This window comes from Enorma phocaeensis (assembly GCF_016901575.1).
Lineage (GTDB): Bacteria > Actinomycetota > Coriobacteriia > Coriobacteriales > Coriobacteriaceae > Limicola > Limicola phocaeensis_A.
The window spans coordinates 15,584-38,301 of record NZ_JACJKQ010000004.1 but is presented as its reverse complement, the minus strand read 5'-3'; the positions used below and the strand labels follow the sequence as shown (position 1 = coordinate 38,301).

Genomic DNA, 22,718 nt, shown 5'->3' with positions numbered 1-22,718 from the left:
CGTAAAGCCATTGCTGGCGAGAAAGAGAGAGGGTGCTGCCATGATTCCCGAGATTGTCCTATTGATCTCTGCAATCGCTGTGGTTATCAGCGCCCTGTGCGCATTGCGGGGCAGCCTCCCCAGGGCCGCTCTCGCCGCTCAGGGCGTGCTATGCACGGTGGTTCCCACGCTCATCATTGCCGATCTCAACCGCATGGCGCAAATCCCCGATTTTCAGGGGATGATTGACGTGTTGCCTGCGTGGCTCTGGGGCTGCATCGCCCTCATCGCCATCGTTGTGGTGTTGGACGTTGTGGCCGTCGTTCGCGAGCGTCGGAACAACTGCTAGGCCGTTCACTCTATGCTGGACACGGTTTAGTCTGTTTCAAGGTTTTGCTTGCCAAGTTGAGGGCTCTCAGACGTTGAGCGGCTGTGTGGCTCAACGCAGCTGTACCGCCGCGAGGGTTGCGGTAGCGACGGTTCCAATCCAGAATGCAAGAGGAACGGCGTTCGGCATGAGTGCCGAGGCGGCGGCGATCACGACGGCGAGAATTGCTGTCGCCGATTCGCAGGTAAGGCGAACGCGCTTAGGCATGAGGTCGACTACGTCGAGGGCGCCGATGCAAGCGAATGAGACGTCAAGCGCGATGGCACATAGAACGAAAGCAAAAGTCTTGTCAGCAGAAACACCCAGCGCTTCCATGCAGAGGCTTACGGCGATCGAGGAGAGCGTGGCGACGATGAGGCCCGGCAGCACGTCCCAGGCAAAGAGCACCTGCGTTGACACGGGGAGATGCTCTCTGAAGAAGCGGTTCCTCGTGTCGGCGATAAAGACGCGGGCGAGCGTTCGGGGTGCATCCGAACTGTTGATGGCGAGTAGAATCCAGCTTGCTGCACCGAGTATGCGCGCTCCCGTCTCTCCGCCGAGTATTACGGCCGTCGTACTTGCTTGCGCGAGCGTGCCGGATAGCAGTGCGGCTCCCAGCGGTGCGATGAGGGCGCCGGCGGCTATAAGGGCAGGTATCACAGCAATTTGCCGGACAAGCGAGATCGACGAGCGCGCAAGGATGGCGAGCGAGCCTTGGGCGCGGGGCATACGGATGCGCGGTGAACGACGCGCCTCTCGACGACTTTTGGTGAGAGCTCGGTACGCCTTTGGGTTGTATACCGCCATGCGGCGTACTGTATACAGCGAGGGATTAGTCGCAGCCTCGCTAGAGAGTGCGACAGGGGAGAGCATGCGGGCGGCGACGGCGGCGAATAGAATTGCTGCGATAAAGAATATGCTCGCACCGAGTAAAGGAACAAGGTTTCCGTGCAGCAGGTCGAGCGCGATGTTCTGACACGTGGTGAACAACACCGCGGCGACGCAGACAAGGGCCGCCGCTCCGATAAGGACAACGATTGTGAGTGCGAGGCGTCTCGAACGTCCCAAGCGCAGGCGTGTTATTCCTATCACCCATGCGATGGCATATGCCGCAGAGCATGCAAGGCCTAGGGTAGCGCCATAGGGAAGACAACTGGGGAGCGTCGGGGCACCGCCTGCCGACGCTAAGGCAAAGGCGGCGACAAGATAGCCCGCGCACGTGTATGCGATCGCGCGGACAACAATACGCTTCGCAAGCTCGATGGCGCTCCACGAGATGATGGAGACGGGCTGCTGTGTGAGCCAGGCAACATCGGGCGGCGATGGAATCCAGGGAGCACGCCACGCCGCGCGTACTGTCCATGCTGCAGCGGCGGTGGCAGGAAGCACAAGCGCCGCGCCAGCAATCAGGCGGCCTAAGTCTGCCAGCAGCGCTGCCTCTTGAGGGCTTGATGCCTGCGCTGCACCAACGACAAGACCGAGGATCCAGAGCCAACAGGCGGTGACCGCCGCTCCCACAATCACAACGAGGTACGCAAGGTAGACGCGCTCGGTGACATCGCGCGCCTCGTCGAGGTCCGTCCCTGCGGCCCAGAGCCAAAAGTTGAGCTCAGCACGCAGGTGCTTTGTTTCAAGCCATAAAAGCGCAGGAAGTTCGAAGGACATGAGGACCTCGTTAACTTTCAGCGTGCATGGTGTCGCTGTGTGCGCTGACGGCAAAGGGCTCGTTCGCGACATCGCATGTCGAGAGGGTCCCGTTATCAAGTTTGAGTACGCGCGTGGGCACAATGGTTTCGAGCTCGTGGTGGCAGCTCATAAGCACGGCGCAGCCCTTGCCTGCGATACGTGCAATCTCATCTTCTAAGATCGTGGCGGAGGTGGGGTCGAGCGGACCTGTGGGCTCATCAAGCAAGAGGCAGGCGGGCTCGAGCGCCAGTGCAAGCGAACAGGCGAGCTTCTGGCGCATGCCACGGGAGAACGTCTGAGGATATTGATCACAAAAGGACGCGATGCCAAAGCGTTCGAGTAGCCGGTCCGCCTCATTCCAACGCGCGTCCTCCCAGCGATTGGCTCTGCCAAGCAGCTCTACGTGTTCTTAGGCGGTAAGGTCGTCGTAGAAAGCGGGCACGTCCGCCACGAATGCCATGCGGCTGCGCTTCTTAGAGCTCAGCTTCTCAAGCGTCGTCCCCTCAAAGGTAATCTCACCCGCGCGCAAACGCTCCCACCCGGCAAGACAGCGCAAAAGCGTCGATTTGCCAGCGCCATTCTCGCCAACAAGAAGCACCATCTCGCCTGGCTCGAGTGCGAGTGAGACATGCTCCCACACGTTGGTGCGTCCGTAACCGAAAGCAATGTCACGTGCCTCGAGGATGCCCATCGCTGCTCCCTATCCCGATGTTGATAAGGGAGATGATACTCCTGTTGTCGGGTCTGTTGAGATGAATCCAGCTGTTAAATAAACATGTCAGGTGGGTAGTAGTCTGTAAATGGTATTGTATTAAGTATCAAATATGGGATCTGATACAATACCTTAAAGAGTGTTCTAGAACATACCAAGGAGTAGGAAATGGCTGCCATTTATTCTTCCGCAGCGCTCAAGACGCGTCAACGCGAGATTAAGAATGAGGCTCAGAAGCAGGTCGTGCATATCACAGAAAATGGTAACGCCGCGTTCGTTTTCTGCTCCGAGGAAGTCTTCGAGAGCGAGATTCGCCGCGCAGCGGAGAACGCCGCATACGAGGAGCGCATGCGTGCCGTACTGGAGCGCGGGCGAATCGATTACGCCACAGGACGTTTTATTGAGGGAACGGACTCCGCGTTGGCAGAAATCGAGCGGAGGGCGGCTGCCCGTGTCTAGGATGGTGTACACGGAAGGGTTTCTCGATGATGCTGCAGCAGTGTGGTCGGGACAGGTCCGGGATCGTCTTGGTCGCATGCTTGCCGCGATAGAGGCGTTTCCAGAAATCGGTTCTCGCGATATTCCGGCGTCGTTGCGCGCCCAATACGGGGACGGTATACGCAAAGCGGTGGTGGAGCCGTTCGATCTGATTTATGAGTATGATTCAAAGACCGATAGCGTTATCGTCTACGGTCTTGTCCATTTCCGAGCGGCACACTAACGGACGGTTTGTACGCCTTATATACGAATAGAAGAGGCCCCGGAGGGATTCCGAGTAAACATTCCGCAGGCGTACAGCGCCGAGGACGTTTACGAGGAACCCTCCGGGGCCTCCTGTGGGATGCGATATGCGCGTCTACGCGAAGTAGCTCACGCCGCCCTCGAAGATGGGCATGTACTTGTCGCCCGGCACGTTCTGGTAAAGACCGTTGCCGCTGCGCTCCACGTGGCCCATCTTGCCAAAGACGCGACCGTCCGGCGAAGTGATACCCTCGATGGCCATGACCGAGCCGTTGGGGTTCACGTCGAGGTTCATGCTGGGCGTACCCGCGGCGTCCACGTACTGCGTGGCAATCTGACCGCCGGCGATGAGCTGTGAGAGCACCTCGTCGTTGGCGACGAAGCGGCCCTCGCCGTGGCTGATGGCGACGGTGTGGATGTCGTCCACATCGCACTTGGAGAGCCAGGGGGAGAGGTCGCTCGCCACGCGCGTGCGCACCAGGCGGCTCTGATGGCGGCCGATGGTGTTGAAGGTGAGCGTCGGGGCCTCGGGCGTGGCGTCCACGATGTCGCCGTAGGGCACCAGGCCGAGCTTCACGAGCGCCTGGAAGCCGTTGCAGATGCCCAGCATGAGGCCGTCGCGGGATTGCAGCAGCTCACGGACGGCCTCGGTCACTTCGGGCGCGCGGAAGAACGCCGTGATGAACTTGGCGGACCCGTCAGGCTCGTCGCCGCCGGAGAAGCCGCCGGGGATCATGACGATCTGGCTCTCGCGGATGCGACGTGCCAGCTCATGCGTGCTCTCGGCGACGGCCTCGGGCGAGAGGTTGTTGATGACGAAGGTGTCGGCCACGGCTCCGGCGGCGCGGAAGGCGCGGGCGGTGTCATACTCGCAGTTGTTGCCCGGGAACACGGGGATGATCACGCGCGGGCGGGCGAAGGCGTCGCCGCGGTACACGTGCGGGGCGGCGGCGGTATAGGTGATCGCCTCCACCGTGGGGAGCTCTGCGGCCTCCTCGGGTGTGGTGCGATAGGGGAAGACGCCCTCCAGGCGGCCCTCCCAGGCCTCCTGGAGCTCCGCAAGGTCGATCTGCTCGTCGGCGGTCTCGAGGACATAGCCCTCGACCGTGGTGCCGAGCGGTTCGACCACAAGGTCTTCGGGTACGCCGGCGAGGTCGGCCTCGTCGGAGAGCTCCACGATGAAGCTGCCATACATGGGCTCGAAGAGCGAGTCCTGGTCGACGTCGTCGGCAAGCTCCAGGCCGATCTGGTTGCCGACGCACATCTTGAACAGCGCCTCGGCGCTGCCGCCGTAGCCGGGCGTGGACACCGCGAGCGCGGCGCCCTCGTCGCACAGGCGCTCGACCACATCGAAGGCGGCGAGCAGCTGCTTGACGTCGGGACGCCAGTCCTCGCCGTAGGAAGCGGGCGCGATGCGCACCACGCGGTGCCCGGCCCCCTTGAACTCGGGCGATACGGCGTCGGCGGCGCGGCCGACGGCGACGGCGAAGCTCACGAGGGTGGGCGGCACGTCGAGGTCTTCGAACGAGCCGGACATGGAGTCCTTGCCTCCGATGGCGCCGATCCCCAGGTCGACCTGCGCCATGAGGGCGCCCAGCACCGCGGCGACGGGCTTGCCCCAGCGCTCGGGGACGTCGCGCAGGCGCTCGAAGTACTCCTGGAACGTGAGGTAGGCGTCGGCGTGCGAGAAGCCGGCCGCGACGAGGCGGCTCACGCTCTCGACCACCGAGAGGTAGGCGCCGGCAAACTGGTCGGCCTCCATGAGGTAGGGGTTGAAGCCCCAGGCCATGGCGCTCGCCGTGGTGGTCTCGCCGTCGACGGGCATCTTTGCCACCATGGCCTGCGCGGGCGTGAGCTGCGTCTTGCCGCCGAAGGGCATGAGCACCGTCGCGGCGCCGATGGTGGAGTCGAAGCGCTCGGAGAGGCCCTTGTTCGAGCATACGTTGAGGTCGCGCACGAGCGAGCCCATGCGCTCGGCGAGCGTCGCGCCCTCCCATGCCGGCTGCCACACCTGGCGCGCCTCGACGTGGGCGGCCTGATGCTTGGGCGCGCCGTTGGACGCGAGGAACTCGCGGGAGAGGTCCACGATGGCGTCGCCCTGCCACGCCATGCGGACGCGCTTCTCTTGGGTGACCTCGGCGATGACCGTGGCCTCCAGGTTCTCCTCGGCGGCATACCCCATGAACTCGTCGACGTCGCCCTCGGCCACGGCCACGGCCATGCGCTCCTGGCTCTCGGAGATGGCGAGCTCGGTGCCGTCGAGGCCCTCGTACTTCTTGGTCACCTGGTCAAGGTCGATATACAGGCCGTCGGCAAGCTCGCCCACGGCCACGCTCACGCCGCCCGCGCCAAAGTCGTTGCAGCGCTTGATGAGCCGGCACGCGTCGCCGCGGCGGAACAGGCGCTGCAGCTTGCGCTCCATGGGGGCGTTGCCCTTCTGCACCTCGGCGCCGTCCTTCTCGATGGACTCGACGTTGTGCGCCTTGGAGGAGCCGGTCGCGCCGCCGATGCCGTCACGGCCGGTGCGGCCGCCCAGAAGGATGATCTTGTCGCCGGGCTCGGGGCACTCGCGGCGCACGTGGGAGGCCGGCGTGGCGCCCACCACGGCACCGATCTCCATGCGCTTGGCGACATATCCGGGGTGATAGAGCTCGCTGACCTGTCCCGTGGCCAGGCCGATCTGGTTGCCGTAGCTCGAATAGCCGGCGGCGGCGGTGGTCACGAGCTTGCGCTGCGGGAGCTTGCCGGCAAGCGTCTCGGCGACGGGCACGGTGGGGTCGGCCGCGCCGGTGACGCGCATGGCCTGGTACACATAGCTGCGGCCGGAGAGCGGGTCGCGGATGGCGCCGCCGATGCAGGTCGCCGCGCCGCCGAAGGGCTCGATCTCGGTGGGATGGTTGTGGGTCTCGTTCTTGAAGAGGAAGAGCCAGTCCTCGTCCTTACCGTCGACGTCCACGGTGACCTTCACGGTGCAGGCGTTGATCTCCTCGGACTCGTCCAGGTTCTTGAGCTGCCCGGTCTTCTTCAGGTACTTCGCGCCGATGGTGCCCATGTCCATGAGGCAGACGGGCTTCTCGTCGCGCCCCAGCTCGTGGCGGATCTCGAGGTAGCGGTCAAAGGCCGCCTGCACCACGGCGTCGTCGATCTCGACCTCGTCCAGCACCGTGCCAAAGGTGGTGTGGCGGCAGTGGTCGGACCAATAGGTGTCGATCACGCGGATCTCGGTGATGGTGGGGTCGCGGTCCTCATCGCGGAAGTACTGCTGGCAAAATGCGATGTCGGCCTCGTCCATGGCAAGGCCGCGCTCGGCGATGAAGGCGGCAAGCCCCGCCTCGTCGAACTCGCGGAAGCCGGAGAGCACCTCGACGGGCTCGGGGTCGACGATCTCGCTGGCGAGCGTCTCGGGCTTCTCGAGCGACGCGAGGCGCGCCTCGACGGGGTTTACCACATAGCGCTTGATGGCGTCGATGTCTTCCGCCGCGAGCTCGCCCTCGAGGATGTACACCTTTGCCGAGCGAACTGCCGGGCGCTCGCCTTGGGAGATGAGCTGGATGCACTCGCTCGCAGAGTCGGCGCGCTGGTCAAACTGGCCGGGCAAGAACTCCACCGCGAAGACGGCGGCTGCCGAGGAGGTGTCGGGCAGCTCGTCATATGCGACGTCTACCTGAGGCTCGGAGAACACCGTGGGCACGCACGAGCGGAAGAGCTCCTCGCTTGCCCCCTCGACGTCGTAGCGGTTGATGAGGCGGAGACCCGTGAGGCCCTCGATGCCCAGGATGCCCACCAGCTCGCTTTTGAGCTGCTGCGCCTCGACATCGAAGCCCGGTTTTTTCTCCACGTAGATGCGAGAGACCATTACGTCCTGCCCTTCCCTCGGGGTGGCGGTTCCTGCCGGATTCACATACAGCTCTCATGATACGACAACTCACCTCTCCGCTGGGTAGACTGTGCATACGCCCACAGATACGCCCATAGATGCGCATGGGCCTGCACGACGATGCAGCCGGTGAGGAGTGCCTCATGTATGTCATGACCGAGGAGGAGTTCGAGCTCGCGGTGGAGTCTGCCCTCGAGGAGATCCCGGACCGTTTTATCCGCTCGATGGAGAACGTGGTGGTCACCGTCGCGGACGAGCCCGACGAGGAGCAACTTGCCTGCCGCGACGTCTTCGGGGCGGAGGTCTGCGACGACGAGCTGCTGGGCCTCTACGACGGCCTGCCGCTCACCGAGCGGGGCGTCTGGTACGGCGAGGGGGACATGCCCGACGTCATCACCATCTTCAAGGGCCCGCACGAGCGCTGCTTCCAGGAGCGGGACGCCATACTCGAAGAGGTCCGCAAGACGGTGATCCACGAGGTGGGCCACTACTTCGGCAACGACGAGGCCATGCTCGAGGAGATGGGCTATTAGGGGAGGGTCCGGTGGGCCTGCGCTACAGGGTGCCGAAGATGCGGTCGCCGGCGTCGCCCAGGCCGGGCACGATGTAGGCGGCGTCGTTCAGGCGCTCGTCGATCGCGCAGGTGTAGATATGTACGTCCGGGTCTGCGTCGAGAACGCAGGCGATGCCCTGCGGAGCCGCTACGAGGACCAGGAGCCTCAGGTCGCGCACGCCCTGTTCGCGCAGGTATTCGATCGCGGCGGTCGCAGAGCCCCCGGTGGCGAGCATGGGGTCGACCACGAGGCAGATGCGTTCGGAGATGTCGCGCGGCACCTTGCAGTAATACTCGTGCGGCTTGTGGGTCACCTCGTCGCGATACATGCCGATGTGGCCCACGCGGGCGTCGGGCACGAGCTCGAGCAGGCCCTCGACCATGCCGAGGCCGGCGCGCAGGATGGGCAGGACCGCCAGGCGGCGGCCTGCGAGGCGCTTGCCCACGGTGGCGCAGATGGGCGTCTCGACCGGCGCGTCCTCAAGCGGAAGGTCGCGCGTCGCCTCGTATCCCTCGAAGATGGCCAGCTCGCGAACCAGCTCGCGGAACTGCTTGGTGCCCGTTGCCTTGTCGCGCATGAGGGTGAGCTTGTGCTGGACAAGCGGGTGGTCGACAAGCGTCACGCGCGAGGTATCGTAGGTGATGGGCTCGGATGCGGTCATGGTTCTCCTTCCGTTGTGCGCTGCGTCCGCGTAGGTATATGTGTATGGCGGGCGCGAAACAATCGATCAGCGCTCCTTAGGTTATGCCCAAATAAATCTATGCGGTCGCGAGACATCAGGCGAACGGTTGAAAAACACGCAGGCGGCGCGGTGCCGGTTTTGGCCGCGGGCGCCCGCCCTTTCTTGTTCGGGGCGTGCCGTGTTGCGAGGGCGCGGACAAGGCGTGTCGGCCCCGCGTGCGGCGGATGTGCGGCGTGGGCGGCGCCTTGGCTCGGGGGCAGGACCGCTCTCTTTTTCATGACTGCACGGGGTGTGCCCTCCGTTTGATGTCGCATGGCGGGTCATTGGTATTGAAAAACATGGACATGTTGCTTCACAAATTAGAATACCCCCGGGTAACTAATATGTTGTTTACAGAGTGTCAATAAAATATATCTGCTGGTACAAAGTCCGAAAAATGACTGTTTACTTTCCGAAAAGAACTCAGGAGGGGGGACGTTTTTATCTTGATAAAGTGTTTTTATTATGTTGTCTATGTAGTCGCATTCGTAATCGGCAGCGGGGAGGGGGTGACTCATGTCGAGGCATAAGCTGAGCAGCGTAAGCAAAGAAGAGCTGCTCGAGCTCCTTATCGCAAGCGTTGAGCATAACGACGCGCAGGCAGCGGCCGCAGAGCAGGCGGCCGAGGCGGCGCGCGCCGCTGCCGCGCAGGCCGCGGCGACGCAGTCTGCCGCAACGCAGACCGTCTCGGAGGCGCGTTCGACCACACCCCCACAGGCATCCGTCTCCGAGACGTCCCCCATGAACCCCTCGCAGGCCACCTCCGATCTTTCCGAGGCGACCGAGCAGATTCAAGAGGCGCTGCAGCAGCTCCTGTCCATGCAGGAGCAGCTCGCCCGCAAGCAGGCAGAGCTTGCCGCCCTTGGCTCCCAAGGTGCGGCGCAGGCGCCCGCTTCTGCCGACCAGACGGCGAGTTGGCCGGCATTCTCGGCTCCGGAGCGCCCCGCTTCGGTGCCGCCTGCGGACCAGACGTCGAGCTGGCCGGCGCCCACGGTGCCCGTCACTGCCGACCAGACGTCGGGCTGGGCGGCACGTTCGGCGGTCCCACCGGCAGACCAGACATCAAGCTGGCCGGCGATGCCCGTGGCGGCACCCGTCGAGCAGGCGGCCTCTGTACCCGCGACCCCGGCTTATGTGCCTGCCGACCAAACGGCGAGCTGGCAGGCGATTCCTGCGCCCGCGCAGACAGGTCAGCCCGCTGCTTGGCAGCAGGCTCCTGCCCCTGCAGATCAGACCGCAAGCTGGCCTGCCTTGTCGACGCCAGAGCGCGCAGCCTCGATGCCGCCGGCGGACCAGACGTCGAGCTGGCCCGCCATCTCTGCCTATCAGGTGTCTCAGTCGCCCGATCAGACGGCGTCGTTTGCCCTGCCGTCGCAGGGCGAGCCGCTGTATGCCCAGCCGCAGGCATCCTACGTTGGTCAGCAGCCTCAGCCAACCTGGCCGACACAGCCGGTGGCAACGCCGCAGCCCATGGCTGCACCTCAGCCCGCAGTCACGCCTCAGCCTGTGTCAGCTCCCCAACCCGTAGCCGCGCCTCAGCCTGCAGCGGCGCCACAAGCCATGGTGCCGCCGCAACCCGCGATAGCATCTCAACCCGCGGCACCTCAGCCTGCCGAGCAGCCTCAGAGCCAGCCCGCCATGCAGCAGGCGGCAGCACAGCCCTCTGCCTATCAGGGGCAGCAGGCGCAGCCGGTAGACCCGTCGCCGGCGACCCAGCCGCCTTCTACGGAGAAGGCCGCTTCTGCCGCGGGCACTTCCACCCCTGCGATGTCGCATGCGAGCCAGCGTCGGTTTATCCGCGCCATGCGCGGTACGGTCAATATGCTCACCACGGTCGCGGCGATCGCTGCCGTGGTGCGCGAGGGGCTCGACGAGGAGGAGGCCCGTCTGCAGGAAGGCGGAGCCCCTGCCAAGCGCTCGGCGCGCGGCAATGCTCCAAAGGGCGCTAGCGCCTCGTCGAACGCCCAAGATGTCGATGCGAGCCAGAGGACGGCTGCCCAGGCAGCTCCTCGGGAAACGACGTATGTCGCAGGCAGCGCTGCACCGGTTCAGCCGGCAGCGGCCGAGCCTGTGCAGCCTGCGCAGGTCCAGCCGCCTGCGGCACAGTTCGCCCCGTCCGCGCCGGCGCCTCACGCGTCCGCGCCGTTCCAGCAGCCGGCGCCCGTCGCGCAGCAGCCCGCCTACCAGCCGGCGGCTCCGGGGTATGTGACCATTGCTGACTATGCGCAGGTCCCGCAGGCTGCCCCCGCGGCGCCGCAGCAGGGCGCGACGTCGGCGCAGCCTGTGGCGCAGCAGCAAGGTGTGCCAGGGCCTGCCGTGAAGCCGTTCCAGCAGCCGGCCCAGCCTGCCGTCCAGCAGCCGGCGCCCGCCCCTGTGCCCGTGCAGCAGCCGTCCTCTGTGGCGGTTCCCGCCGCACCCTCGGCACAGCAGATGGCGACGCCCCGGCAGCCGATGCCTTCACAGGCGGCGCCTTCCCAGCAGCCGACAACCCAGCAGCTCGCAACCCAGCAGACGGCGCCTTTGCAACCGGCGCCCATCCAACAGCCCGCTCCCCAGCAGGCCGCCTCAACCTCGGGCGTGCAGCCTGCGGCAGAGGCGCCCCAGCAGGGCGAGCCAAGCCTGTACGAGCAGTCGCTCGACTGGGCGAATGTCCCGCTTGACGACCTGCTTGCAAACATGCCGTCCTTCGCGCAGGCGCCGGCGAACTCCATCCAGCACCTGTACTACACCGCGTTCATGGCGGCGCTCAGGGCAGAAGAGCAGGCGGAGCGTGCGGCGCGGGCGAGCGAGTCCATCGCCCAGCTGCGCGAGCAGATGCATGCCGAGGGCAAGACCCCGTCCCGCGACGACTTGCCTTCGCTGGTCCCGCAGGTAGAAGCCCAGCTGGCAGACGCGTCGGCTTCCGTAGGGGCGGCTGCGATCTCGCCGGCGGGCACGGCGGCAGATCTGCCGGGCGCCGCCGAGAATCCGGGTGCGGCCATAGACTCCCCGGCAGACGGCACGCCGGCAGGCGAGCAGGCGGCGGGCGAGCAGGCCGTCGACGCTTCGTCCCCCGAGGGTGAGGCGTCCGCGCAGGCACCTGAATCTGGCAGCGACGAGGCCGCCGCGGCCACCGAGGCTGCCTCCGGACCGACGCCGCCCCTCCCTGTGGAGGCGTCTTCCGCCAACCAGTCGCCGACCCTCGACGGCCTGTACGAGGAGCTCACCCAGGAGCGCAAGAAGGGCCGCTTCCTGCGCGCGCTGCGCTCGACCATGGGCGTGCTCATCGTGGTCGCGGCCATCGCGGTGCTCGTGGCCACGCTCATCACGCCGGTGCTTGAGATCACCGGGTCGTCCATGACGCCCACCCTGCACGACGGCCAGTACGTGGTGTCCATCAAGGGCGGCGCGTTCTCCACGGGCGACGTCATCGCGTTTTATTACAACAACAAGGTCCTGGTGAAGCGCGTCATCGCGGGACCGGGCGACTGGGTCGACATCGACCGCTACGGCAACGTGTCGGTGAACGGCGAGGAGCTCGACGAGCCGTACCTCACCGACAAGGCGCTGGGCGAATGCGACATAGACCTGCCGTATCAGGTGCCGGACGACCGGTACTTCGTTATGGGCGACCACCGCTCGACCTCGGTGGACAGCCGCAGCTCGACCATCGGCTGCGTATCTGAAGAGCAAATCGTGGGCGACATTGCCTGGCGCATATGGCCGCTCTCTGAATTTGGACCCGTCGAATAGCTGGCGGAAGGATGACTGACATGAAGCAGAACCACATCATTCGCGAGATCATCCACGAGCTTGAGGCGCGCGTGCGCAGCAATCGTCGCTGGCGCGTCGTGGCGACCTGCTTGGCGTCGGTGGTGGTGTTCACCACGGTGTACCTGCTGGTTCTGCCGGCTATTACCATGGAGACCTCGGACGATGTACCGGGTATCGAGGCGTTGGGCGAGGAGGCCACGCTCACCTACTACGCCACCGACGGCACGCCGGCATCGAGCGCTGAGGAGGCTGCCGAGCTGAGCAGTCGCGTGTCTTCTGGTGACGTGTCGAACGGCGACGCTCCTGCCTCGAATCAAGATGGCGCTGGCACCGGGGCAACGACGGACGATGGTGCAGCTGACGTCACGGCCACAGATCCTTCCAATCCCGCCGACGAGAACAATGTCACGAGCGGTTCCGGCTCGAATGCAGCGACTGATACGACTCAAGGTGGCCCATCGTCCGCTAATGATGTGGATGCTAGCGGTTCCCAGATGGCTTCCAACTCAGAGACTCCCGTTGATGCGCAGGGTGCGGCTGCGAACGGCGCCGACGTTTCCATGAAAAACGACGGCATCTCCACTCTCGCATCTGGCCAGGTGCTGGACTCGGGAACATTTCAGAGCGGCGACCTTATTCCCTTGAAGCTCACATGGACGCTTTCGCTTAACGACGCGGGCGAGCGCGTGCTGACCATTTCGGGCAACGGCGCCATCCCCGATTATTCCAGCCACACACAGACGCCCTGGTATAACGCCACGCACCACAACTTGCATGATATTGTGATTGAAGACGGCGTCACCCGTGTGGGCAACTATGCGTTTTCAAATCTGTATGCGGGGGGCGGTCTGAGCCTAGGTGCCGATGTCACCGAGATTGGATTTCGCGCATTCGAGACAAACTACTTCGATGACCCCATTACGGTACCGGGCACGGTGAAAACAGTTGGTGACTTCGCTTTTGCGGGTGACATGTTCGTGCCTGAAATCACCTTTGAGGAAGGCGTTGTGTCCATCGGCACCAACACGCTACAAAGCTCGTTGTCCGCGACGGGTGTTGTCAACATCCCGAGTTCCATGACAACGTTTGCTGCTTCAACCTGTAATGCCGCTGCATACAACGTTGCCGAGGGCAATCCCAAATATCTTGATCAAGACGGCGTGCTGTATTCCAAGAATGCCGACGGAACTTGGAAGCTTGAGCGCTTTCCTCGCAACAAAGAGCTGGATACATTTACCGTTCCCGATAAAGTGACCGCGATTAACGGCGTTGCGCTGCAGTACGTCAACAACGTGCGCGTGGTTGAGATTCCCGATACGGTTAATGCTCTCATACGAAATGGCTTGTTCAGAAACTCAAACTTCCAAGAGATTACGATTGGCAACGGGGCGAAGTTTGAGAGCACATCATTTCAATTTTTGTTTACGGGATGCCAAAAGCTCGAACGTCTCGAGCTTCCTGACGACATATCTCCCGCGAATAGCATGACGATCACGTTCCAAAACAACTATCTCCTGCAAGAGATAACCATCCCGAAGAACATCACCTCCTTTTGGACAGGCGACCCGTTCTCGGGTACGAGTAGTTTGGAGAGGCTGGTCTATAACGCGGAGCATGCCACCGAATATCCCAAGTCCGTCAATGGCGGTAAGGGGTCGTATGTCCTGACCATCGGTTCCGATGTCGATTACCTTGGTGCCGGTTTCTCGGTGTTTTCGACAGGAGCCACGAGTGTGTTTTTCGGCGAGCGCGAGGGAGAAGATTCCGTCACGCCCAACCTCATTGAAGTTGAAGAGGGAGCCTTTGAGGGCCTGCCGATTCCTTTGAATTCCGTATCCGGCCTCATTTGGGTTGACGACCAGGGTGCGGTCTACACCTTGGACGAGCAAACGCACGAGGCCGCTTTGGTGTATGTGCCTTCAGGCCTTGCCCGTGCGCGCATCATCGATCCCCTGCGGGTTAAGATGGACAACGGTCAAACGGTTGCATACACCGTGACCTCGGTGAAGCAGAATGCGCTTGCCCAGGCCTCCGATTTGGAGATTATCAGCTTCGATGCTCCTGAGAATATCAAGGTGCTTGAGGCATACGCGCTGGGCAATTGCCCGTCGCTACAAACAGTTCGTACATTTGGTGGCGGGGACTCTGCAACTGACATCGATGCTGCGACGAAACTGTTTTCTAACGCTAAGGTTGACGAAAACGCCTTCTTTAACAGCGGCCTTTCGGACGCTCCGGGTGGCGACTTTGAAGACTCGATGACCGGAGGCCAGTCGCTTACGGTTTCAGCCGATGGTGCTTCTGATATGAATATCTCGGTCGACGCCGATGGCAGCCCGACAGCAACGTGGACGCCCAACGCCAATAGCGATGGTGGCGGTTGGACCTTGCTGACCGGCGCTACACTCAAGGTGAACGCTACGGTGGGCAATACTGCCGGTAACAGCAACTACGTGTACCGCGTGTTTGTGCGTCGTTCGTCGCTTCAGGGCACCGTTGGTGCCGAGCCGGGCACGTCGACGTCTTATGAAGGGCAGACGGTCTATTGCCGTGCGACGGACGACCCGTATGTCATCTGTTTCGAGTTTGTGCCGGTGGCGGAGGGGACCATCTCGTTCCCCATCGACACCTCCTATGCCTCTCCCAACACCCCGGGCGGCGGCGTGGTGATTTGGGGCACGATCGAGGAAGGTGGTCTCACCGAGGGCGATACCGTTGCCGTGAAAGAGCCCGACTCGTGGAATGATGCCCTATATGCGTTCTGGAAGACCGAGCCCAACACCTTTCAGGTGAAAAAGGCGAGCAAAGGCGACGCCACCATCGATATTGCCGGTGACGGCGAGGGCACGGTGCATCCTGCCTCGGGTTTGACCTGGACGATCTCTCATGAGCGCGAAGGCAACGAAGATAGCTCGTACGGCAAGGACAACGTTGTCTCGTACGATATCACCGACACAATCACGGATCTGCCCGCAGGCGTCTCGTGGAATCCTGACGTGATTAACGCCATCAAGAAAGGTGAGGTTTCCTACTTCACGTCGGGTTCTATTACAACCTTTAGCGCTAGCGGCATCGACATCGCCACGGTGACCACCAGCGGTGGCGGCGCAGCCGTGAACATGAGCTTAGCGCTTAATGACAAAGGCACGCCCGTGTTCTCATGGACTAAGCGCAACACGAGCGGCACACCCATCGGCAGCGCTCCCATGACATTTCCCACGCATGACTTCACCATTCTGCCTGAGGCGTTGGTGGTCAATATGGAAGAGTATGACTCCACCGTGTCCAATCAGGTTGTCAACACAGTTGATTCCACCGTGCACTATCACTGGCGTAAGGACGACAGGAGCAACGCGACGGCCACGAAGTCGCTCGGTGAGGGCACCGCGAGCCTGGAGCTTACCAAGACGTCGGGCGGTGCTTCCTACTTTGGTGAGGATATCGACTACACCGTCATGCTGAAGAATACCGGTGCAGATACATTCAAGGCGGACGCTTCTGGCTCATGGACGCTCGTGGATACACTGAGTGAGGGCGGCTACCTGTATCTCAAGCCCAAGAATATCGAGGCGCTTTTTGGTGACTGTCCCACAGGCGTTGAGGTGGCGGTGCGCATCGAGGGTGCTCTACTCCAAAATTGGGTAGAGGTGCCGGATGCGGTCGATTCAAACGAGACGGCGTATAAGACCCCGGGAAACACTACAGGCATGGGTGGCACTAATGCTCACACCCTCGTGATTACCAAGACGGGGGAGGACTATCAACTCACCATTGATGGTACTGATTCTACAACGGACACCTCTGTCGCAAAGCTCCTGCAAGACGCGGGCTATGACGTCACGGAGCAGGCGAAATACTACATTGAGTGGACGCTGAACGACAAAGACACCGCGTTTACAGCTCCGGGCGGTAAGGTCTACGAGTTTGAGGTTCACGCCACGGCAAAGACCACCTTTGAGCTGGTGGGTGCCGACTGGCCCTATGAGTATGCATCTGGGGAAAGCAATGTAGTCACCCCGATCAATGAGGTAGACCTGTACGACGAAAACGGTCCCGTCAATGCCGAAGGCGGGCCCAATGAGGCATATAAGCATGCGGACGTGAAAAACTCGCTGCGCCGTGAGGCCACCATCCACAAAGAGGTGTACGACGAGGAGGGTAACGATCTCTCGGGCGGCTTTGTTGTCAACAACAATGACGTGATCAGCTATGAGTTCACCTTTGAGCACTTCGGCACAGGATCCTATGACAACCTGCCGTTCGTGGATGACATCTATGGCACGCAGGCGCTGCTGGTCGAGAAGAATCTCAACCCGGGCCTTGAAGGGAAAGACCTGGAAGAAGTTACCAGGGACGAAGTCAACTACTACATTCTCAACAAGCCGGACACCTATAAGAACGTGGTCGTGGGCTCCGAGGCAAACGGCACCTACTGGACCGCGGCAACCGTTGAGGTCGAGAGGTCGAATGGCACTGTGACCGACAGCGAAGGCGAGCATGACTACGCTGGTCTGCATACGCAGATTTCGTGGTATCGATCTTCGTTGCCCGGGACAGCCTACGAGATAACCCTGTCTTACGAAACCATCGTTGATGCCGGGGTGAACGAACGCGGCGAGTCGTCCTTCTCGCTCGGCAACATCATTTGGGTAAATGACAGAGAGCACAAGCGCATCTACGATGCCGTTTGGGGCGGCGGCAGCATCATTAAGTTTGACAAGAACATCGTAAAAAGAGGCGACGCGCCCGCGGATGATACCTTCGTGACCGAGAACGGCGGCGAGGAAGGCAAGTACTCCATTGTGAGGGAGGGTGACGAGGTCACCTATCGCCTCGAGCTCGAGAACGATGGCAATGCGATGTTCACCCTTAACGGCAGCGACTTGGCGGATGCCCTGCCCAACACGTTCAACGATGCTGCGGGTGACCTTACGTTCAAATGGGCTAAGGACAAGAACGTCTCGATAGAAATCGTGAACGAGGACAATGGCACTAAGCTCGCCGGAATGCAGGATTGGACTATTGGCGACTCGTATGGCGGTCTGGTATCGAGCTATGGCCAGCAATACATCTTGTGGCCTAAGTCATCGTCTATTGTTTTTGCGCCCAACTCGAAGGTTTACATCTATGTGACGCTCAAATTTCCCTCCAACACGACGGGAAAGACCACCTGGAGCAACTATGTCAAACAGGCAGATGGCGTAACCATCTCGAATACCCTATGGGTCTATCGATATCAGTCGGTAGTAACACATAACTTAGGTGAAACTGGATATGCGCTGCTGCAAAAGGGCGTGTACGACACGGGCGCTGGCAACGCATATTCGCACGAGCGCATCTATTACAACAACCTGGATTCTCGGAAGCGTACAGCGACCTACTACGTGACCGTGCTCAATGCGGGCAGCAAGCGGCTGTATCTGAATACCATATATGACAAGCTGCCGAAGGGATTCACCTTTGCGCTTGTCAAGTCGTCTGCGGCTGCCAACCCCAACACGGCAACGGGCACAACCAACTCTATCACGACCATCGGAGGCATGGCCGAGAGCGGTGACGCGTGGCCGTCATCAAATTCTCTGGTCAATGCCACCTACGCCGTTGATGGCGTCGGACAGCAGATTTCGTACCGAACAGCGTCGGTGACGGCAAGCACTTCGGGTGGACTGCTCAAGTTTGACTTTGGTCCGGGAAGCGGTGATTATGCGGTTCGCTATGACGAGGAGACCGAGCAGTACTACCTCAATCGCGGTGAGGCCATTCTATTTGCATATACCGTCAACATCGGCGAGGTGAAAGCCACTGAGCCCGAGGCCACAAATGTGGTGGGCATGCCGTACTCGGACTACCTCTCGTCCAACGTGGTCTCGGCCATCTCAGATGAGGCGGTCGATGCGGGCATTGAAGTTGACGTTCATGGTTACACCAATAACAGCACCTACGTCGAGGTGAATGATGACAACACTCCGCTTATCGTAGCGGGGGATCAGGTAGATCAGGATTTCGTCACCGCTCATCCCAGTAAAGAGGACCAGTGGTTTACCTCTGCTGTCACGCTTAAGAAAGGCGATATTCAACCCAACGTGAGCAAACGTGCGAGCTCATATACCGATACCACCGGCAACACCGTGACCGATTTTGAGACGGTGCCGCCAGAGGCAACGGTGACGTGGGAAATCAAGGCGCAGAACAACGGCCAGCAGGCCTTGTTGGACTACATCGTTGTGGATAAGCTGCCTGAGCAGTTTGTATACGCCGGAGAGGTATGGAACAAGAACATCTACCCAGGAGAAAACGCGGGCGCATCGTTCAGTGACGCCGCCGCGTTGTTGTATATCCCCGAGCACACGAGTGAGGACCAGAAGATCACTGTGCGTCCTGGCGATAGGCGTAACGACCAGTGGTCGTGCGAAGTGAATTTGGATCAAAGGGATTGGTACGAGACGTATTCCGATACGTTCCAGTTCCGCTTGTATCGCGATGAAGACGGTCGCGAGGTGCTTGAGCTCAGGTTCACGAATCCTAGCCGTGCGCTTCCCGAGAACGGCGGGTACTCGCTGATCACGGTGGACACCAAGAACACCACCGGTGAGAACTACAACAAGGTATACACCAACACCGCAAGCTTGCTGCTTGGCCCAGACACCTGGAAAGACAGCGAAGGCAACTATCCGGTATTCACGCCGACAACGGGCACCAAGGTTGAAGATGACGGCGAGGGACGCGTAGGCGTGACCAACAATGCGGCCATCAACGTTGCCTTTGGCCTTGCGACCACGGCTCGTAAGCGCGTGACCGAGGTTGATAATCCTGAAAACACGGCGGTGTCGTCTGATGGCGAGGGAGCCAACACCGTGGCATTGAGTAGCGAGGCATCGACCTTCGATTACACCCTCGAAGTCGACAACACCACGGGCAACTCTATTAGCCAGTTGGTGCTCATAGATAGCCTGCCTGCGATTGGCGACACAAGTCCCTTCGATGAAGAGGCTGGTCGTGGCAGCCAATATCAGGTGAACTTTGCCCAGAATCCCAACGTGCGCGTGACGGTTGAGATGCCCGCGGAAGAGGGCGGCGAAGGCAATGCCTCCCAGCCAACGGTGACCGATCTTGACCCGAAATATTTCACTGTTGAGTATCAGAAGGCCACGACATTTACCGATAAGGATTGGCAGGGCAGACCCGGTTCGTGGAGCGAAAAATGGTCGGCAGACGTAAGGTCGATTCGTGTGGTTATCGGTGGTGAAGGCGTTGATTACGAGATTCCTCAAGACGCCATCGTGCGCGTGACCTTCAATGCCCAGGCAGCCGAAGACGCCACGCCGGGTACGCTTGCTTGGAACAATTATGGTTATCACTATGCGGTGGTGAACGGAGAGAGTACTACCGAGCTCTCGGCGCTGTCGCTGCCGGTTGGCGTGCGCGTTCCCACGGCACCGGTGCTCACCAAGCGGGTGATCGATGACGAGGGACAGCCCGTTGAGCTCGAGAACACTCAGACGTTCAGGTTTGTGGTGTACACCGGCGGCCCGGTGACGGGCACCTATGCGACTGACGAAGAGCTGCTTAACGCGCTCCAAAATACGCCGGACCGCAATTACCGAGTGTTCGAGGTCACGGTACCGGCTGGTGCCTCGGCAAGCGAACCGGTGTATCTCACCAAGGCGTATATGGATTTGCTAGCCCATGAGGGTAAGTCAGGTTGGACGTGGGCAGACGATGCGACGTATACCATCTATGAGCTGGAGTGTCCCGACGGCTATGAGTTCGGAAACATCAATAACGAACCCGATTCTGCTGTTGACTTCAAATATGACGCCAGCCAGAACATCGTCCTAACGGCAACAAATCAGGAAGTGCTCTGGTCTATAACCGTGAACAAGGTTGACGGCGACAACAACACGCCGCTTACCGGTGCCGTGTTTGCCCTCTACAGTCCCAACGAGGCCGACAAGCTGGACGAGGTGCCCGGCGAGTATGGCGACCTTGATATCAAGCTTGAGCTTGAAGGCATTGGCGGGGTCACCTCCGCTAAGGGTTATCTTGCTGGCGTGGTGACCATAGAAAACGCAAACGGTTCTTATACGTGGACTGACCTCAAACGCGATCGCTATTACCTGCTTGAGGTGAAGGCACCCGATGGATACGTCATGCCCGATCAGCCGGGGCAGGTTATCTATCGCGACCAAGATGCCCAGACAGGTGTTGCGACCATAACCGTTGCCAACTTCGGCTCCTTCGAGCTCCCCTCCACCGGTGGTCCCGGAACCACACTGTTCACCCTCGGCGGCGTTGCCCTTATGGGCGCCGCATGCATCGCTGGTTATAGGAAGCGCTCGAGGAAGGGGGACGGACCATGCTGCTGACCTCTCCTCATCGCTAGATAGGAAAACGGACCAAAAACGATCAAGAAGGGAAGAAGAGATGAGAAAGACAAAGTCACTGCTCGCATTGTTATGCGCGGTCGTCGCAGCCTTCGTGCTGGCCGTGCCCGCGTTCGCGGCAAGTGGCACTCACACTATCACGATCAATTCAAAGACGAGCGGTCACACCTATGAGGCCTTCCAGGTGTTTAAGGGCGACATCAGCTCCGACGGCACCACGCTTTCTAATATTATGTGGGGTGATGGCGTCGTTACTACTGATGGCAATTCCGACGGCATCCTCGATTTATTGGATGCGCTCAAGGCCGATCCAGACATCGGAGTTGACTTTGCTTCGGCGACCAGTGCTGCCGATGTAGCAGCTGTACTGAAGAATTACACGGCTAACAAGCTAGATATCTTTACCCAGGTGATTGGTGGGGATGGTAGCGCGGAGCATCCTTCGTATCTCAACGCTAAGACGACTTCCGATCCTGGTGTACAAGGTGAAGGATGTTGGAGTTACTCCATTAAGAATCTTGCCCCTGGTTACTACTTGGTTCGCGACGCAGATAATAGTCCGACTACTCCTGACAATCCTCCCGCTGGAACCAAGACCAAGTTCATGCTTAAGGTCGTTGCAGATGTGACCGCCGAGGCCAAGGACGACACCATTCCTGTGGATAAGGAAATCACCGGGGTTGATAGCGAGAAAACCGAGGCGGCCAAGGCAGAAGATGCCGCCATCGGCGATGAGGTAGAGTTCACCATCACCACTACCGTTCCCGAGATGGATGGCTACAACAGGTTTAAATTTGTAGTTGAGGACACTCTTTCCGCCGGTCTTACTTATAAAGCGAATTCGCTCAAGGTGTATCTGGTCGATACTCCCGACACTGAATTGACCGAACATAACTTACTAGTAAAGGGGACCGATTACAAAGTAACTGAACCTGGCACTCCCGAAAAAGATCAACCCTCGACGCTTACGGTCACGTTCCTTGACTTCTTGCAGCGCCATGCCAATGACAACGGCAAAACCATCAAGGTTGTTTACACCGCTACTGTGGACACAGACGCGGTCATTAGTGTAGAGGGCAACCCCAACGACGTCAAGATTGTATTCAGCAACGATCCTAACTACAGCTATGAGGGAGACGATCCTGAAGAGGGGGAGCCGAAGGGCGAGACTCCGAAGAGCACCGTCCGCGTATATGTGACCGGACTCCAGCTCAAGAAGGTCGACCAAGACAGGGAGGCCCTCCCTGGCGCTCAATTCGAGATTAAGGGCGATACGCTCAACACCACCCTTATCACCGGCGTCGAGTTCGTGAAGAATCAGGATGGGACAGGCCAGTATTACCTGCTCACTAGCGGTGCTTACACCACTACTAAGCCTGCTGCTGATGGCTCTCAGGACAATTATTACCAGAGCACGACCCAGACTTACGACCGCAAGGTGTTTAGTGATTCTGTCGTTGAGGCGGGTGGAGAGCTAAAGGTCACCGCGTGGGTGAATGACCAGGGCATCCTCGAGGTTGACGGCCTCAAGGCCGGCACGTATACCATTACCGAGCTCACTGCTCCTGACGGATACAACAAGGTTGACCCCATCACCGTGACGATTGGCTGGGGGGCTCCGACGACGGGCAATACCGCCTGCGAGTGGACTGTCACCTCGACTCCAGACAATCTTGCTGAGGTTTCTCAGGGCATCGAAGGCAGTCCTGCCGCTGGCATCATTGTGCTCACTATTCAGAACCTTCCTGGTGCCACCCTGCCCTCCACGGGCGGTATCGGCACCACGATCTTCTACGCCGTGGGCGCCACCCTCGTCATCGGCGCCGGTGTCGTGCTGGTTTCGCGCTATCGCGCCAACCACATGAAGTAACCGCGCCGTGAACGATCCGTTCTAGTTCTTTGGTCCTTTCCATATCGGCCGGGGCGGGCACCTCGCCTGCCCCG

10 protein-coding genes and 1 pseudogene are annotated in these 22,718 nt (G+C 60.7%); 7 read left to right on the top strand and 4 right to left on the bottom strand.

Annotation, left to right across the window (positions count from 1 at the left end):
* Positions 1–40 precede the first annotated feature (40 nt).
* The gene (locus tag H6A15_RS04265; RefSeq protein ID WP_204672493.1) at positions 41–328 is read left to right on the top strand and encodes a hypothetical protein; all 288 of its coding nucleotides are present in this window, start codon (positions 41–43) and stop codon (positions 326–328) included.
* A gap of 90 nt (positions 329–418) precedes the next feature.
* Here H6A15_RS04265 and H6A15_RS04260 read toward each other — a convergent pair whose 3' ends face one another.
* Positions 419–2,011, bottom strand: coding sequence for a hypothetical protein (locus H6A15_RS04260; RefSeq protein WP_204672491.1), 1,593 nt, complete (start codon positions 2,009–2,011; stop codon positions 419–421).
* A gap of 10 nt (positions 2,012–2,021) precedes the next feature.
* A pseudogene (locus H6A15_RS04255) lies at positions 2,022–2,723 on the bottom strand (ABC transporter ATP-binding protein).
* A gap of 189 nt (positions 2,724–2,912) precedes the next feature.
* On the opposite strand from H6A15_RS04255, the gene H6A15_RS04245 reads away from it, so the two are divergent.
* Complete coding sequence (locus tag H6A15_RS04245; protein WP_087430100.1) at positions 2,913–3,203, top strand: hypothetical protein; 291 nt, start codon at positions 2,913–2,915, stop codon at positions 3,201–3,203.
* Position 3,204: 1 nt separating this feature from the next.
* Entirely contained in the window at positions 3,205–3,465 is a 261-nt protein-coding gene (locus H6A15_RS04240) for a hypothetical protein (protein WP_087430101.1), read from the top strand.
* 135 nt (positions 3,466–3,600) lie between these two features.
* Here the strand turns inward: H6A15_RS04240 and H6A15_RS04235 are convergent, their stop codons facing one another.
* Positions 3,601–7,341 (bottom strand): phosphoribosylformylglycinamidine synthase, encoded by a 3,741-nt coding sequence (locus H6A15_RS04235; RefSeq protein WP_204672488.1) that lies wholly within the window; start codon positions 7,339–7,341, stop codon positions 3,601–3,603.
* Positions 7,342–7,505: 164 nt separating this feature from the next.
* Between H6A15_RS04235 and H6A15_RS04230 the strand changes: the two genes are divergently transcribed.
* Positions 7,506–7,895, top strand: a complete 390-nt coding sequence (locus H6A15_RS04230) for a metallopeptidase family protein (RefSeq protein WP_204672486.1) — start codon at positions 7,506–7,508, stop codon at positions 7,893–7,895.
* Between the two features lie 22 nt (positions 7,896–7,917).
* Here H6A15_RS04230 and upp read toward each other — a convergent pair whose 3' ends face one another.
* A complete protein-coding gene (upp, locus tag H6A15_RS04225) occupies positions 7,918–8,577 on the bottom strand; it encodes a uracil phosphoribosyltransferase (protein ID WP_204672484.1) in 660 nt (219 codons plus the stop codon).
* Between the two features lie 576 nt (positions 8,578–9,153).
* Between upp and lepB the strand changes: the two genes are divergently transcribed.
* The 3 genes from lepB to H6A15_RS04210 are packed head-to-tail and all read left to right on the top strand — an operon-like array spanning position 9,154 to position 22,644.
* Positions 9,154–12,369, top strand: coding sequence for a signal peptidase I (gene lepB, locus H6A15_RS04220; RefSeq protein ID WP_204672476.1), 3,216 nt, complete (start codon positions 9,154–9,156; stop codon positions 12,367–12,369).
* Positions 12,370–12,389: 20 nt separating this feature from the next.
* Positions 12,390–20,756 carry a leucine-rich repeat protein gene (locus tag H6A15_RS04215; RefSeq protein ID WP_204672474.1) on the top strand — a complete coding sequence of 2,789 codons (8,367 nt, stop codon included), beginning with the start codon at positions 12,390–12,392 and terminating at the stop codon, positions 20,754–20,756.
* Positions 20,757–20,814: 58 nt separating this feature from the next.
* On the top strand, positions 20,815–22,644 hold the full coding sequence (locus H6A15_RS04210; RefSeq protein WP_204672472.1) for an isopeptide-forming domain-containing fimbrial protein: 1,830 nt from the start codon (positions 20,815–20,817) through the stop codon (positions 22,642–22,644).
* Positions 22,645–22,718: the final 74 nt, after the last annotated feature.

What these genes read in the sequence shown, in the direction of transcription:
- H6A15_RS04260 (WP_204672491.1), bottom strand. Translation starts at nt 2,011, where the DNA reads ATGTCCTTCGAACTTCCTGCGCTTTTATGGCTTGAAACAAAGCACCTG.
- H6A15_RS04210 (WP_204672472.1), top strand. Translation starts at nt 20,815, where the DNA reads ATGAGAAAGACAAAGTCACTGCTCGCATTGTTATGCGCGGTCGTCGCA.
- H6A15_RS04240 (WP_087430101.1), top strand. Translation starts at nt 3,205, where the DNA reads ATGGTGTACACGGAAGGGTTTCTCGATGATGCTGCAGCAGTGTGGTCG.
- H6A15_RS04215 (WP_204672474.1), top strand. Translation starts at nt 12,390, where the DNA reads ATGAAGCAGAACCACATCATTCGCGAGATCATCCACGAGCTTGAGGCG.
- H6A15_RS04235 (WP_204672488.1), bottom strand. Translation starts at nt 7,341, where the DNA reads ATGGTCTCTCGCATCTACGTGGAGAAAAAACCGGGCTTCGATGTCGAG.
- upp (WP_204672484.1), bottom strand. Translation starts at nt 8,577, where the DNA reads ATGACCGCATCCGAGCCCATCACCTACGATACCTCGCGCGTGACGCTT.
- H6A15_RS04245 (WP_087430100.1), top strand. Translation starts at nt 2,913, where the DNA reads ATGGCTGCCATTTATTCTTCCGCAGCGCTCAAGACGCGTCAACGCGAG.
- H6A15_RS04230 (WP_204672486.1), top strand. Translation starts at nt 7,506, where the DNA reads ATGTATGTCATGACCGAGGAGGAGTTCGAGCTCGCGGTGGAGTCTGCC.
- H6A15_RS04265 (WP_204672493.1), top strand. Translation starts at nt 41, where the DNA reads ATGATTCCCGAGATTGTCCTATTGATCTCTGCAATCGCTGTGGTTATC.
- lepB (WP_204672476.1), top strand. Translation starts at nt 9,154, where the DNA reads ATGTCGAGGCATAAGCTGAGCAGCGTAAGCAAAGAAGAGCTGCTCGAG.